The organism is Pseudomonas sp. DWP3-1-3b3, assembly GCF_049896305.1.
Taxonomy (GTDB): domain Bacteria; phylum Pseudomonadota; class Gammaproteobacteria; order Pseudomonadales; family Pseudomonadaceae; genus Aquipseudomonas; species Aquipseudomonas azotoformans_A.
Genome location: NZ_JAFCUA010000005.1, coordinates 17086 through 31752, shown reverse-complemented (window position 1 = coordinate 31752; position 14667 = coordinate 17086). Strand labels below are relative to the sequence as shown.

Below are 14667 nucleotides of genomic sequence, written 5' to 3'. Positions count from 1 at the left end.
GGAGCCCCCCATGCAGAAGCCTTACCGCATCGGCCAGATCGTGCCGAGCTCCAACACCACCATGGAAACCGAGATTCCGGCGATGCTCACCGCGCGCCAGGCGATCCGACCCGAGCGCTTCACCTTTCACTCCAGCCGCATGCGCATGAAGCAAGTGCGCAAGGAAGAACTGGCGGCCATGGACGGCGAATCCGACCGTTGCGCTGTCGAGTTGTCCGACGCCAAGGTCGATGTGCTGGGCTACGCCTGCCTGGTGGCGATCATGGCCATGGGCTTGGGTTATCACCGCAACTCCGAACAGCGCCTGCGCAAAGCCACCGCTGACAACGACGCCAACGCGCCCGTGATCACCAGCGCCGGCGCCTTGATCGAAGGCCTGAAAGTGATGGGCGCCAAGCGCATCGCCATCGTCGCGCCGTACATGAAACCGCTCACTGAGCTGGTGGTGAACTACATCCGCGAAGAAGGCTTTGAAGTGGTGGATTGGCGCGCCCTGGAAATCCCCGACAACCTCGAAGTGGCCCGCCACGACCCGGCCAACCTGCCAGCGATCGTTGCCGGCATGAACCTGGAAGGCGTCGATGTGATCGTGCTGTCTGCCTGCGTGCAGATGCAGTCGCTGCCGGTGGTGGCCAAGGTCGAGGCACAAACCGGCAAACCGGTACTCACCGCCGCCATTGCCACCACCTACGCGATGCTCAAGGCGTTGGACCTGGAGCCCATCGTGCCGGGTGCCGGTGCCCTGCTTTCCGGTGCCTACTGAGGGGGTTTACAGATGAGTGAACAATCCGCCGACGCCAACTACCAAGGCGTATGGGGCAACCGCATCGGCTTTGGCAAAAAGGCCGCGCTGCTGATGATCGACTTCATGCAGGGCTACACCACCGAAGGCGCGCCGCTGTTCGCGCCCGGCGTGGTCACGGCCGTGGCGGAAAGCGTCGAGCTGCTGGCCACCGCACGCCAACACGGGATTGCGGTGGTGCACACCAATATCCGCTACCATCCCGGCCATTTCGTTGATGGCGGGATCTGGGTGAAAAAAGCCCCGGTGATGAAGGACATGGTCGAAGGCAACCCACTCGCGGCGTTCTGCGCCGAAGTGCTGCCACTGGCCGAGGAAGTCGTCATTAACAAACAGTACGCCAGTGCGTTTTTCGGCAGCAGCCTGGCGCCAATGCTGCATGCCCAGGGCATCGACACCGTCGTGCTGGCCGGCTGTTCCACCAGCGGCTGCATCCGTGCCACGGCGGTGGATGCGGTGCAACACGGGTTTCGCACCATCGTCGTGCGCGAATGCGTCGGCGATCGGCACCCGGCGCCCCATGAGGCCAACCTGTTCGATATCGACAGCAAGTATGGCGACGTGGTGAGCAAGCAGGAGGCAATGCGCAAGTTCAGGGAGCAATAAGACGTTATCAAGAACCGCGCCATAGAGCGCGGTCTTGCATCAAACTGGGGCCCGCGCCCCAGTCTTCTGACACTGCCTTTGGAAGTCGCTTCTACAGCACTCCGAAGTGCTGGAACAAAAGCGGCTGTATAAAAACCATAAGTCACCGCCAGGAGACACCCAATGCCCATTGCGAATGCAGCGCCCGCGACCACGGTCGCAGACCCCGTCAACACGCTCTACCACAAGATCACCTGGAAGCTGATCCCCTTCCTGTGCTTCTGCTACCTGGCCGCCTACCTGGACCGCATCAACATCGGCTTCGCCAAGTTGCAGATGCTCGACCAGTTGCAGTTCAGCGAAACCGCGTTCGGCCTCGGCGCCGGGCTGTTCTTTGTCGGCTATATCCTCTTTGAGGTCCCCAGCAACCTGGTGCTGGAGCGGGTCGGCGCGAAGATCTGGATCGCGCGCATCATGATCACCTGGGGCCTGCTCTCGGCCTGCACCATGCTGGTCACCTCCACCACCCAGTTCTACATCCTGCGTTTCCTGCTTGGTGCCGCCGAGGCGGGTTTCCTGCCGGGTGTGTTGTACTACCTGACCACCTGGTTCCCCACCCATCGGCGCGGGCGCATCATCGCGTTGTTCATGATCGGCCTGCCGCTCTCCAGCGTGATCGGCGGCCCGCTGTCCGGTTGGATCATGGGCCACTTCGACCACATGGGCGGCCTGCGCGGCTGGCAGTGGCTGTTCCTGATCGAAGCGGTGCCCAGCGTGTTGCTGGGCGTGCTGACCTTCTGGGCCCTGCCCAACACCTACCAGCAAGCCAAATGGCTGTCGGACGAGGAAAAAGCCCTGCTGGAAAGCGAGCTGCGCAAAGACGACGCCGATGGTGCCGCCAGCAAGCACAGCTTCCGCGACGGTTTCTTCAACCTCAAGGTGTGGATGCTCGGTGGTATCGACTTCTCGATCCTGCTCAGCGCCTACGCCATGGGCTTCTGGATGCCGACGTTCATCCGCAACGCCGGGGTCACCGACACCTTCCATATCGGCGTGCTCACTGCACTGCCGAGCGTCGCCGCCCTGCTCGGCATGCTGCTGATTGGCGCCAGCTCCGACAAACACCGCGAACGCCGCTGGCACATCATCGTGCCGTTCTTCATCGGCGCGGCGGCCATGGCCACCAGCACGTTCTTCACCCATAACGTGGCGGCCACGGTAGCGCTGTTTGCGATTGCCTCGGCGGCGATCATCGGCGCGGTGCCGGTGTTCTTCAGCCTGCCGGCGACCTTTCTCAAAGGCACTGCGGCGGCCACCGGTTTTGCCCTGGCCTGTTCGGTGGCGAATATCGCAGGCTTGGTGAGCAACTCGTTGATGGGCGTTGCGATCGACGTCACAGGCAGCAGCGCCGGTGCCTTGTGGTTTTTCGCCGGCTGCCTGATCCTCAGCAGCTTCCTGGTCATCGCCTTGCCGGCGAAACTGGTGAACCGTTAACAACAACAATTTTTCGGATGAATCACCATGCAAGGTTTCCTGAAAAGCTGCGCGCTGCTGGTTGCCGTCGGCCTGTGTGCCGGCACCGCCCAGGCTGCGGAGAAAGTCATTTTCGACACCGATTTCAACGTGCTCAACGATGACGGCCAGGCCTTCATCATGCTCGCCCAGCTCCATGCGCAAGAACGTATCGAGCTGCTGGGCATGACCCTGGTCAGCGGCAACGCCTGGGTCGACCAGGAGCAGGTTGATGCGCTCAAGGCCGTGGAGCGCATGGGCGTGGAGAAAGAGGTGGGCGTCTACTCCGGCGCCGCCTACCCGTTGCTGCATGACTACGCCACCTACGAGGCGGAAAAGGCGCTGTTCGGCTCCGGCTGGCCGGGGGCATTCAAGAATCCCCGCCCGACTTCGGCCAAGCAGTTGATCACACCTCCGGATGGTCTGGCGACGCACACCCCATTGCGCAAGGAAACCGCCGCGCAATTCATCGTCGACAGCGTACGCGCCAACCCGCATCAGGTGACGATCCTGGCGGTCGGCCCGCTGACCAACGTCGCCCTGGCGATTCGTTCGGCGCCGGATATCGTGCCGCTGATCAAGCGCATCGTGTACATGGGCGGCGCCCTGGAGATTCCGGGCAACACCACGCCGGCGGCGGAATTCAACTGGTGGTTCGACCCGGAGGCCGCGAAGATCGTGTTGCGCTCGCCGATCGAACACGTGATTTTCCCGAACGATGTGTGCGAGAAAGTCACCTTCGACAAAACGGTGTACCAGCGTGTGATTGCCCAGAAAGGCGCGATTGCCGACCTGTACAAGCACGAGTTCGGCCCGCTGTTCGACAAGGATCCGAGCTACCACAGCTTTACCTGGGACAGCTTGCCGGCGCTGTACCTGGTCAACCCGGACATCGTCACCGAGTCCCGGGAACTGTGGGTCGATGTGGACGCCACCTTCGGTGCCGACTACGGCCGTGCACTCGGCTACCAGAAAGGCGCACCCGTGGGCACGCAGAAAGCCAAGGTGGTGTTCGGCGTGGACCAGAAGAAATTCTGGGATGGCTACGTCAACCTGGTGACCCTGCCAACGCCGGTCAAGCACTGACCGACCCAGCGCTCCCACCCACGGTGGGAGCGTTTTTTTGCCTCAACCCGCCAGCGCAAACCCGCGTTGCAGGTCCTCGATCAGCGCCGCCACATCTTCCAGTCCGATATGCAGACGTACCACCGGGTTCAGCCTTCGGTCCGCCGCGCTGTCGCGGTCCTGGGTATCGGCCACGGTGACCAGGCTTTCATAGCCGCCCCACGAAGCGCCCAATCCGAACAGTTGCAGACCGTCGATGAAGCGCTCGAGATAGGCTGGGTCAGCGCTGTTCAATTCAAATGACAGCAAGCCATTGCTGCCAGTGAAATCCCGCCGCCACAGCGCATGCCCCGGATGTTCGGGCAACGCCGGATGGAACACGCGCTTGACCTGCGGCTGCGCCTGCAACCACAGGGCGATGTCCAATGCCTGTCGCTCATGCACATCCAGGCGCGAGGCCAGGGTGCGTGCACCGCGCAGGATCAGGTAGGCATCGTCCGCGCTGACAGCATTGCCGAAGGTATCGCTCATCCGGCCCAGCGCCGGCCACGCGGCCTGGGTGGTGGACACGCTGCCCATCATCACGTCGCTATGGCCGCCGAGGTATTTGGTGAGGGCCATGAGGGAGATGTCTGCGCCCAACGCCAGCGGGCGATACAGGTAGCCCGAGCCCCAGGTGTTGTCCACGGCCAGCAGGATATTGCGCGGTTTGCACAACGCGGCAATGGCGGGCAGGTCGCACAGTTCGTAGAGCAACGAACCCGGGACTTCGGCGTAGACCAGTTTGGTATTGGCTTGCAACTGGGCTTCCAGGCCTTTGCCGTCCGGCGAAAAATAGCTGACTTCAATGCCGAACGGCTGCAGGAACTCGCGAGCCAACTTGCGCACCGGCGAATACACCGCATCGGTGATCAGCACGTGATCGCCGGGGCGCAGATACGCCAGGAACACCTGGCCTGCTGCGGCCAGGCCGGTGCCGTAGAGACGCGTGCGATAGCCACCCTCCAGCTCAGTGACCAGGTCTTCCAGGGCGTGGGAAGTCGGGTTGCCGCGTGCGCCGTAGGTCAACACCCGCTCGCTATCACGGCGGGCACGGGCGTCGCGCATCTGCGCCAGGTTGTCGAACAGCACGGTGCTGATGCGCGTAATCGGCACGTTGACCGCACGGCCACCCTGGCCTTTTTCGGTACGGGCCGCATGTATCAGCCGGGTGCGCACCCGCGACGGTGCCGGCAGCGGTTTAAGGCTGGCGATCTCTGCCGTGCTCATCTGCGCCAGCAGGCCGATTTCCCAGGCCAGGTACTGGCGCGCGGCGTCCTTGTTGCCGCTGTGGCGGTCGTGGGTGAAGAACAGAAAGTCGATGCACTGCGCGTCGGGCGGGTTTTGCGGGTCCTCACTCACCGGCAGACCGGCCGCGGCCCAGGCGGCGAAACCGCCGTCGAGCAGCTGCGCCTGTAACCCTTGGGCGGCGAAGGCGGCCAACGCAGGATCATCCGCCACCAGTACCAGCGGACGCTGATCGGTTTCCAGCAACGAACGGATCGACCACCGGGAACCGGGAATATGCCCCTTGCGATAGACCATGCTCGGGCGCAGGTCGATCAGGTTGACGTCCCCCAACTCAAAGGCGCGAGGGCTGATCAACGGCAGCGGCTCATACGCCACCGGCTGCAACACCGGCAAGGCCAGCCCGCTGTCGATGCCACCGTTCAATACATAAGCCTCATGCCCCAACTGGCGCAGCCAACTGGCAACAATCGGTGCGCGCACACCATCGCTGTCCACCAGCACAATGCGCGCCTGACGCACGCCGATGTACAGGTCGGTGGACTGGATCAGTTGCCCGCCCGGCGTATGCTGCGCACCCGGCAAAGTGCCGAGGGCGAACTCTTCAGCCGTGCGCACGTCGCACAGGAACAGGCTGCGCTGAGCGTCATCGGCCCACTGACGCACCTGATCCGCCGACACGGTCGCCACCCCTGCCCGCTCGGCCAATCGCTGTGCGGCCCGACGCTGTTGAGTAAGGTCGCTGCTGACCTGATCCGCATAACGGCGGGTGCTGCCGTGTTCCAGCTGGAAATCTTCCAGGTACCAGCCCTGGGTGCCGTTTTCCAAGGCATAGATCGGGTTCTTCAGGCCCAGGTTGATCAAGGTCTGCGCGCCGATGATGCTGCGGGTGCGCCCGGCGCAGTTGACCACGATGGGCGTGCTGTCATCCGGCACCAGGTCATGCACGCGGTAGCCCAGCTCACCATTGGGACAGCAGACGGAGCCGGGAATGGTCATCTTGCGGTATTCATCGAACGGCCGACCGTCCAGCACCACCAACGGTTCGCCGCGCGCTTGCCAGTCCGCCAATTGCCGAGCAGTCACATGCGGTGTGTGACTGGCCTCTTCGACCAACTCGCCGAACGCCTTGGATGGCACGTGCACCCCGGCAAACAGCTGCAAGCCGGCGGCCTGCCAACCTTCGGCGCCCCCTTCCAACACGTGCACGCGGCTATAACCCAACCCCCGTAAACGTTGCGCCGTGCGCGCCGCCACATCACCGCCATCCTGGTCGTAAATCACCAGGCGCACCTGAGGGTTAGGCGCCAGTCGGCGTACCTCCAGTTCCAGACGGCTATAGGGCAAGTTCACCCCGTGAAACAGGTGGGCTTCACCGTATTGGCCGTGTTCGCGCACGTCGAACAGGGCGATTTCCTGCCCGTCGAACAGCCATTGCTGCAGTTGACTGGGGGTGATGGTCTGGCTCATGGAAGTCCCAACAATTGAAGAAAAGAGTTACTGCAACGCCAACGAACGTTCGCCCGCGGCCACTTCGCGACCCTTGGCATAGGCACGCTGCACCGCCGGCCGCGCCTTGATGCGCTCACGCCAGGCTTGGATACGGGGGTAATCGGCCAAGTCCTGGCCCTGCCGCTGCGGTTGAATCCACGGGAAGATCGCCATGTCCGCCACCGAGTATTCGCCCGCCACATAGGGCACCTCGGCCAGGCGTTGTTCCAGCACCCGATACAAGCGCGTGGCTTCGGCGTTGAGCAGGTCAAGGGCAAACGCAATCGGCTCCGGAGCCTTCTCCTTGAACAACTGCAACTGGCTCAGATACGGGGTGATATGCCCCACCTGCCAGAACAACCATTCCTGGACCTTTTGCCGCTCGGCAGTGCCCGCGGGTGGCAAGAACTGACCGGCGCTGTCGGCCAGGTAATTGAGGATCGCGCCGGATTCGAACAGGCTCAGCGGCACCTCCGGGCGATAGTCGACGATCGCCGGGATGCGCCCGTTGGCACTGATGCGCTGGAAGTCCGCCTGTTTCTGCTGGCCTTCGCGGATGTTCACCGGCACCAGGCGGTATTCCACCCCCAGCTCTTCGAGCAGGATGCCGACCTTCAAGCCGTTGCCGGTTGGCCAGTAATACAGATCAATCATAAAAACCCCTGGATAAACGCAGATCAAAATGTGGGAGCTGGCTTGCCTGCGATGGCATCAACGCGATGCATCAGATACACCGCGGCGCCTGCATCGCGGGCAAGCCCGGCTCCCACATAAAGCGGTCCCGGCATTGCTCAGGCATAGGCCTTGATCGACGGCGCCATCTGCGAGGCGTTGTAGTTGAGGATGCGACCGTCCGCTTCCACGCCATATCGGCCGTTCAGCGATTCCAGCGGCAAGCCATACAGGTGGAAATGCAACGTCGCCTGCTCACCCTCGACCTTGATGCCATGCAGGTCCTCACCGAGGAACGAGATCGAGGTGCCCGGCTGCACGATCACTTCTTTCTCCAGCGTCAGGGTGGTGAACCCCGGCTCGCGACCTTCATCACTGCGGGCATAGACGTAGTTGATCTCCTGGCCTTCGATGGCACTGATGATCGCCCAGGTCTCGTGGTTATGCGGGATCGTGCTTTTGCCCGGCAACAGCGAATTCAGGTAGAGCGTCGGCGTATCACCGTCGTCATTCAGGCGATAGCGGAACGCCGTGCTGCCCTGTCCCGGCACGGGCGCGGGGAATTCATCAAAGTTGAACAGGTCGCGGCGCTGGGCGAGGTTTTCCAGCAGCCCAACGATTTCATCCAAGGCCGCGCGGTCTACGCCACGCTGGTTGATGACGCGGATCTGCTGCAAAAACGCTTCGATCACGTCGGCACGGTTATCGATACTCATCACGAATTTCCTCTTATCAGACAGACAGGCTGTAACGGCTCAAATTGGTCAACAGGTACGGGTCGTGGGCGATGGGGCCACGGCGCCCCGTGTCGCCCAGGGCATGGCGCAGGAACGTCTGGGTGCGTTCGCTGGCCGGGTTCTGGAAGATCTGCTGCGCGCTGCCATGCTCGACAATCACGCCGTTTTCGGTGAAATACACCACGTCGCTGATCTCTTCGGCGAAGCGCATTTCGTGGGTGACCAACACACAGGTCATGCCCTCTTCGGTCAACTCGCGGATCACCGTCAGCACTTCGCCGACGGTCTCCGGGTCCAGTGCCGACGTCACTTCGTCAAACAGGATCAGCTCCGGACGCATCGCCAGGGCACGGGCAATCGCCACGCGTTGCTGCTGGCCACCGGACAGTTGGCCGGGATAGGCATCGGCCTTGTGCTCCATGCGCACCTTGGCCAGCAAGGCGCGGGCGTCTTTCTCGGCGTCGGCACGGTTGCGGCCGAGCACCTTGCGCGGGGCGATCACCAGGTTTTCCAGCACCGACAAGTGCGGGAACAGGTTGTACTGTTGGAACACAAACCCGACGCGCTTACGCAACTCGATGCGCTGGGCTTCCTGGGCCAAGGTATCGACCTGGGTCTGGCCCACGCGGATGCTGCCGCGCTGAGGCTGCAACAAACCGGTGATGCAGCGCAGGATCGTCGACTTGCCCGACCCCGACGGGCCGATGATCGACACCGCCTGGCCGCGCAGCACGTCGAGGTCGATGCCCTTGAGCACCGGGTTGGCGCCGAACGACAGGTGCACATCCCGCAGGCTCACCAAGGGTTCAATAGAAGGCATAACGGCGCTCCAGGTGTTGGGTGAGACGGGAAATCGGGTAGCAATAGGCAAAGAACAGCACCAGCAGGCTCAAGTAGATCAGCACGGTAAAGCCGGTCATGTTCACGGTGTTGCTGGCGATCTGTGCGGTGTCGATCACGTCGTGCACGCCCACCAGCGAGGCCAGCGCGGTGCCCATGGTGACCACCGCGTACAGGTTCATCCACGGCGGCAACATGCGCTTGAAGCACTGCGGCAAGATGATCGATCGGAACAACTGGCCACGGGTGAACGCCAGGGAACGCGCGGCTTCCCACTGGGTGCTGGGGATCGAACCGATGGCGCCCCGGAAGATCTCCGCCACGTTGGCGCTGGCCGGCAACGCCAAGCCGATGGTGACCTTGACCCAATCGGGGAACGACACGTAGCTGCTGCCGATGTGGATCTCGAACGGGAACACGTAGGTGGTGAAATAGATCAGCACCAACCACGGCGCATTGCGAAACACCTGCACCCACAGCCGCGCGACAAAGCCCAACGGCGACAAGGCCAACGCACCGATCAACAACCCCAGCACCGAGCCCAGGGCAATCGCCACCACGCTGATCAGGATGTTCTGGCCGAAACCGGCCACCAGCGCCGGCGACCATTGCAGCAACGCCGACAGCACCGGGAATGAATCAATGGCCATAGCCGGGCATCCTCAGGCGCGCTTCCAGCCAGCGCCCCACACAATTGACGATAAAACTCAGCAGGCCGAAAAAGCTCAGGATCAGGATCATCAGTTCCAGCACGTTATCGCTCTGGGTCCAGATCATGATGGCCGCGTAGGTGATGTCGCCCACCGCAATCGCGGAAGCCACGGCGGTCATCTTCACCAGGTCGATCAGGTTGTTGATCAGCGATGGCAAAGCAAAGCGCAGCGCCAGCGGCAACTGCACATTCCACAACAATTGGCGGCTGCTGAAAGCCAGGGAACTGGCGGCTTCCAGGGTCACCGCCGGCACTGCTTCGATGCCGGCGCGCAAGGCCTCGGCATGGAACGCGCCTTTGTGCAGGGAAATCACAATGACCACCCAGGCAAACGGCGTCAGCGGGTTGGCCGCACCGACTGCCTGGGTCAGCAGCATGTTCAGCACCAGGAACGCGCAGTACAGCTGCACCAGGGTCGGCGTGTTGCGCGTGACTTCGACGAACACCCGCGCCGGTTTGGCCAGCCACGGGTTACCCGAGGTGAGCATCGCCGCGAGCGTGATGCCCGCCAACAGGCTGCCAATAATGGTGAACAGGCACAGCAGGCCGGTGGTCAGCGCGCCCTGGACCAGCGTGCCACGCTGGTAGGCATCCAACAGAAAGTTGTAGTTCAGGCCGATACCCGCAGCCCAGTGGACAAAAACCTCCATCATTGCAACTTTCCGCAGGCGCTTGCGATACGCCGTCCGGCTTCTGCAACGCTGTCAGTCGCGGTGGCGATGGACAGGCGGAACCACGGCGACAGGCCGTAGGCACTGCCCGCCACTCCGGCGACGCCCTCCTCCAACAGCCAGGCCACCAGGTCACCGTCGTTGTTGATGCGCTGACCGTCCGGGCGAACGCGGCCCAGCAGCCCGGCGCAACGCACGAAGACGAAGAAACCGCCCTGGGGCTCCAGGACTTCCAGGCCGTCAACGGCTGCAAGCGCTTGCACCAGAATATCCCGGCGCAATTGATAAGCCGCGACGTGCTCCGCAAGAAAATCCAGCCCGCCGTTGTAAGCTGCCAAAGCGGCGGCCTGACCCACAGAGGACGCGCCAGAGGTGGATTGGGATTGCACCACTGCGATGGCATCGGTCAAGGTTTTCGGCCCCGCCCCAAAGCCGATGCGCCAGCCCGTCATGGCGTAGGTCTTGGACACACCGCCCACCAACAGGCAGCGGTCGAGCAAATCCGGAGCAACGTTCAGCAGACTCTGCGCCGGGCGACCGTCGAAGCGGATGTGTTCGTAGAGTTCATCCAGCAGGACCAGCACCTGGGGATGACGACGCAGCACTTCGGCCAACTCGCGCAGTTCGGTTTCGCTGTACACCGCGCCGCTCGGGTTGCCGGGGCCATTGAGGATCAACCAGCGCGTACGCGCGGTGATGTGCTGTTCCAGCGGGGCCGGCAGCAGTTTGCAGCCCTGCTCCAGCCCACATTCGATGAACACCGGCTCGCCGCCATTGAAGCGCACGCTGTCGGGGAACGATGGCCAGTAGGGTGTCGGCACCAGCACCTCATCACCGTCATCCAGGGTCGCGGCAAACGCGTTGAAGATGATCTGCTTGGCGCCGTTGGCGATCACAATGGACGACAGTGGATAGTCCAGGCGGTTTTCATCCGCGAGCTTGCGTTGCACGGCCAAGCGCAAGGCTTTTACACCGGGCGTCGGCGTGTATTTGGTGGCGCCGCCGGCGATCGCGGCATAGGCCGCCTGCTTGATGTGTTCGGGGGTATCGAAATCCGGCTCGCCGGTGGTGAGATCGAGGATATCGCGCCCCGCCTCGCGCAACTCAGTGGCGCGGGATTTGGCGGCGGCGTTGGCGGACAGCGAGACCCGCTGCACGCGTTGGGACAGGCGTAGGGTCATGGCTGTACCTCAAGGACTTTGCCGGGGTTGAGCAGGTTGTGCGGATCCAGCGCCTGCTTGATGCGGCGCATCAGGTCCAGCTCCACCGGGCTTTTATAGCGGCTGAGCAGGCCGACCTTGCGCTGGCCGATACCGTGTTCGGCACTGATCGAGCCACCGTGGGCATGGGCACTGTCGTGCACCAGGGCGCTGAGTTCGGCGTAGTGCGCCATGTGCGCGTCCACTGTCGAATCCAGTGGATGCGCCACGTTGTAATGCAGGTTGCCGTCGCCCAAGTGGCCGAAGGTGAAGTGACGCACGCCGGGAAAATGCTGCTGCAACAACGCGTCGGTGTGCGCAACAAAGGCGACCACTTGCGAGATCGGCACCGAGATATCGTGCTTCATATTGCGCCCGGCACGCTTTTGCGCCTCGCTCATGTTTTCGCGCAGCAACCACAGGGCTTCGCTTTGCGCCAGGCTTTCAGCGATCAGGGCGTCGCTGATCAACTGCTTTTCGAAGGCCTCGCCAAGCACGGCCTCGAAGGCTTCGCGAGCATGGCTTTCGCTGTGGTTGTCAGAGAGCTCAATCAGGGCGAACCAGGGCTGATTGGCCGTCTTGAACGGCTGCGGGCCCTCCGGAAACTGATCGCGCAACAGCGCCAGGCAATCAGCAGTGAGTAATTCAAACGCCGTCAGGCTCGCACCAAAACCGGCACGGGCATGGGACAGAAAAGCGACGGCGTGCGCCAGCTCATCAAACGCCAGCAATGCGGTCGCCTGGGCCTTGGGCAGCGGAAACAGCTTCAAGGTGGCGGCCGTGATAATGCCCAGGGTGCCTTCGCTGCCGATGTACAAATCGCGCAGGTCATAGCCGGTGTTGTCCTTGCGCAACCCGCGCAGGCCATGCCAGATCTCACCTTCGGCGGTCACCACTTCCAGGCCCAGGGTCAGCTCACGGGCATTGCCATAACGCAGCACGCCAGTGCCGCCGGCATTGGTGCCGAGGTTGCCGCCAAGGGTGCAACTGCCCTCGGCGCCGAGGCTCAGGGGAAACAGGCGATCGGCTGCACGGGCCGCGTCCTGGACATTTTGCAGGATGCACCCGGCTTCGACGGTCAGGGTGTCGTTGTCGGTATCCACCGAACGCACGCGGTTCATGCGATCCAGCAACAGCAGCACCGAACGCCCACTGGCATCTGGCGTAGCACCGGCCATCAACCCAGTATTGCCACCCTGCACCACGATGGGCGCCTTCAGCGCCACGCAGGCACGCACCACCGCCGCCACTTCCTCGGTGTTGGCCGGATGCACCGCCGCGATCACGTGGCCGGTGTAGCGGCCCTGTTTGTCAGTGAGGTAGTGCGCCGCTTGCTCGCTGGTTTGCACATGGGCCGCGCCGAGCAACTGTTGCAAGGTGGCGAACAACGCATCACTCATGGCTGTATTGCTCATGTAAATCGCGCAGGGCCTGGGACGGCGCCATGCCGGTACGCTCGCCGAGGGCGATCAGGAAACCGCTTTTATGCCAACCCTTCACGATGGCATCGAGCTTGGCCTGGGTGTCGTGTTCGCCCTTGCGGATCCAGATCACCGAGTTGGACGGAATCAGGTCGCCCGGCAACGGGATTTCATAGCCGTCCCATTCGGCATCACTGAGCAAGGCATGCATGGTCGGGCTGACGTGCACCGCCGCCACGCAACCATTGCCGCGCAGCGACAACAGCGACTCGGACTGGCTGCGGAACGCCTTGATCTGCGCGCCGTAGGTCTCTTGTAGCGGTTTGATGAAGTTGCTGCCCTGGGACACGCACACCGGTTTGTCCTTGAGGTCGGCCCACTGCTGGATGCCAGCGCCTTTGCGGATCAACGCCGCGCCGCCGACTTCTTCGTAGGGCGTAGGCACGTAATCGAGGATCTCGGCGCGCTCTTCGGTGAACTGCATATTGGCGATCAGGATGTCGACCTTGCCCTGCTGCAGGAACTGCACGCGGTTGGGCGCCAGTACCGACACCGTCTTGGTCTCGACACCCAGCGCCTCGCCGATGCCCTTGGCCAGTTCGACGTTGTAGCCCAGGTGCTCACCGGTCTTGGGGTCCAGGGTGCCGAACGGCGGCCCGCTGAGAATCACCCCGACGCTGATGGCGTGGCGTTGCTGGATCTTGTCGAGGGTGGCATCAGCCTGGGCGAAGCCGGCGCACAGCGCCAGGCCGAGGGCGGTGAAGGTCTTGAAGTGCATATCAGGCGCCCTTGAACTGTTGCTGCAACTCCACCAACGCAGGCGAAGCAGGGCTGATGCGGTTGCGGGTCTGGGCGTCGATCAGCCAGCCGCTGCGGTGCAGCTCCTTGACGATCGGATCGAGCTTGGCCTGGGTATCGCTTTCGCCGCGACGGGTCCAGATCACCGAAGGCGCCGGGTTGAGTTCCGGGGTAATGACGCGGTAGTCCTTCCATTCGGGGCTGTCATTGATCAGCGGATTGATCAGGGTGGAGTCGTGCACCGCCGCCACGCAATTGTTGCCACGCAGGGCCAACAAGGATTCGGAAGAACTCTTGAATGCCTTGAGCTGCGCGCCGAACTCAGTCAGCGGCTTCACGTAGCTGCTGCCCTGCGAAGTGCATACGGGCTGATCCTTGAGGTCTTCCCAGCGGGCAATCTTGCTGTCCTTGAGCACCGCCGCCGCGCCGCCAATACGGTAGAACGGGGTCGGCACAAAACCGAGGATCTCACCGCGCTCGGCGGTCCACTCCATATTGGCGATCAGCAAGTCGACCTTGCCCTGTTGCAGGAACTGCACACGGTTGGCCGGCAACACCGGCACCAATTGCACCTCTGCCTTGAGTTGACGCCCCAGTTCGTTGGCCAGGTCGACGTTCAAGCCCTTGGGCTTTTGCGTGGTCGGGTCAATGCTGCCGAATGGCCCGCCAGACAACAGCACGCCGACCACCAGCACATGACGCTGCTCGATCTTGTCCAGGGTCGCATCGGCCTGCGCCGCCACACTGCTGCCCAACGCGATGATCGACCCGAGGGCCACCGGCAACCATTTTTTCAACTTCATTGGACTTCCCCCTGGCAAATGATCGGCGTACCCCGACCTGATGGAGGGGCATGCTAGGGAGAGTGTGGGGGC

14 protein-coding genes are annotated in these 14667 nt (G+C 62.9%); 4 read left to right on the top strand and 10 right to left on the bottom strand.

Features of this window, described 5'->3' with window-relative positions; all coding sequences use genetic code 11:
- Positions 1-10 precede the first annotated feature (10 nt).
- The 4 genes from ACP7BX_RS16500 (at position 11) to ACP7BX_RS16485 (ending at position 3985) form a co-directional block, all read left to right on the top strand.
- Positions 11-763, top strand: coding sequence for a maleate cis-trans isomerase family protein (locus tag ACP7BX_RS16500; protein ID WP_010210656.1), 753 nt, complete (start codon positions 11-13; stop codon positions 761-763).
- Between the two features lie 12 nt (positions 764-775).
- Entirely contained in the window at positions 776-1408 is a 633-nt protein-coding gene (locus tag ACP7BX_RS16495; protein WP_426131232.1) for an N-carbamoylsarcosine amidohydrolase, read from the top strand.
- Positions 1409-1570: 162 nt separating this feature from the next.
- Positions 1571-2881: an MFS transporter gene (locus tag ACP7BX_RS16490; RefSeq protein ID WP_426131234.1), complete on the top strand. Its 1311-nt coding sequence runs from the start codon at positions 1571-1573 to the stop codon at positions 2879-2881.
- Positions 2882-2908: 27 nt separating this feature from the next.
- Entirely contained in the window at positions 2909-3985 is a 1077-nt protein-coding gene (locus ACP7BX_RS16485; protein WP_426131236.1) for a nucleoside hydrolase, read from the top strand.
- 42 nt (positions 3986-4027) lie between these two features.
- Here ACP7BX_RS16485 and metC read toward each other — a convergent pair whose 3' ends face one another.
- The 10 genes from metC to ACP7BX_RS16435 all read right to left on the bottom strand — a co-directional run bounded on the left by metC (position 4028) and on the right by ACP7BX_RS16435 (position 14595).
- On the bottom strand, positions 4028-6721 hold the full coding sequence (metC, locus tag ACP7BX_RS16480) for a cystathionine beta-lyase (RefSeq protein ID WP_426131238.1): 2694 nt from the start codon (positions 6719-6721) through the stop codon (positions 4028-4030).
- Positions 6722-6748: 27 nt separating this feature from the next.
- Positions 6749-7396 (bottom strand): glutathione S-transferase family protein, encoded by a 648-nt coding sequence (locus tag ACP7BX_RS16475; RefSeq protein ID WP_177076161.1) that lies wholly within the window; start codon positions 7394-7396, stop codon positions 6749-6751.
- Positions 7397-7533: 137 nt separating this feature from the next.
- Complete coding sequence (locus ACP7BX_RS16470; protein ID WP_178955565.1) at positions 7534-8130, bottom strand: cysteine dioxygenase; 597 nt, start codon at positions 8128-8130, stop codon at positions 7534-7536.
- A 16-nt stretch (positions 8131-8146) separates the two neighbouring features.
- On the bottom strand, positions 8147-8971 hold the full coding sequence (locus ACP7BX_RS16465; protein ID WP_016977970.1) for an amino acid ABC transporter ATP-binding protein: 825 nt from the start codon (positions 8969-8971) through the stop codon (positions 8147-8149).
- Positions 8958-9641, bottom strand: a complete 684-nt coding sequence (locus ACP7BX_RS16460) for an amino acid ABC transporter permease (protein WP_038851189.1) — start codon at positions 9639-9641, stop codon at positions 8958-8960. Before ACP7BX_RS16460 ends, ACP7BX_RS16465 begins: the two co-directional genes overlap by 14 nt.
- Positions 9631-10356, bottom strand: coding sequence for an amino acid ABC transporter permease (locus ACP7BX_RS16455; protein WP_016977968.1), 726 nt, complete (start codon positions 10354-10356; stop codon positions 9631-9633). Before ACP7BX_RS16455 ends, ACP7BX_RS16460 begins: the two co-directional genes overlap by 11 nt.
- Complete coding sequence (locus tag ACP7BX_RS16450; RefSeq protein WP_426131242.1) at positions 10353-11555, bottom strand: aminotransferase class I/II-fold pyridoxal phosphate-dependent enzyme; 1203 nt, start codon at positions 11553-11555, stop codon at positions 10353-10355. Before ACP7BX_RS16450 ends, ACP7BX_RS16455 begins: the two co-directional genes overlap by 4 nt.
- Positions 11552-12973 carry an FAD-binding oxidoreductase gene (locus tag ACP7BX_RS16445; protein ID WP_426131244.1) on the bottom strand — a complete coding sequence of 474 codons (1422 nt, stop codon included), beginning with the start codon at positions 12971-12973 and terminating at the stop codon, positions 11552-11554. Before ACP7BX_RS16445 ends, ACP7BX_RS16450 begins: the two co-directional genes overlap by 4 nt.
- A complete protein-coding gene (locus ACP7BX_RS16440) occupies positions 12966-13772 on the bottom strand; it encodes a transporter substrate-binding domain-containing protein (RefSeq protein ID WP_016977965.1) in 807 nt (268 codons plus the stop codon). Before ACP7BX_RS16440 ends, ACP7BX_RS16445 begins: the two co-directional genes overlap by 8 nt.
- A gap of 1 nt (position 13773) precedes the next feature.
- Entirely contained in the window at positions 13774-14595 is an 822-nt protein-coding gene (locus ACP7BX_RS16435) for a transporter substrate-binding domain-containing protein (RefSeq protein WP_269134026.1), read from the bottom strand.
- Between the last annotated feature and the right edge of the window lie 72 nt (positions 14596-14667).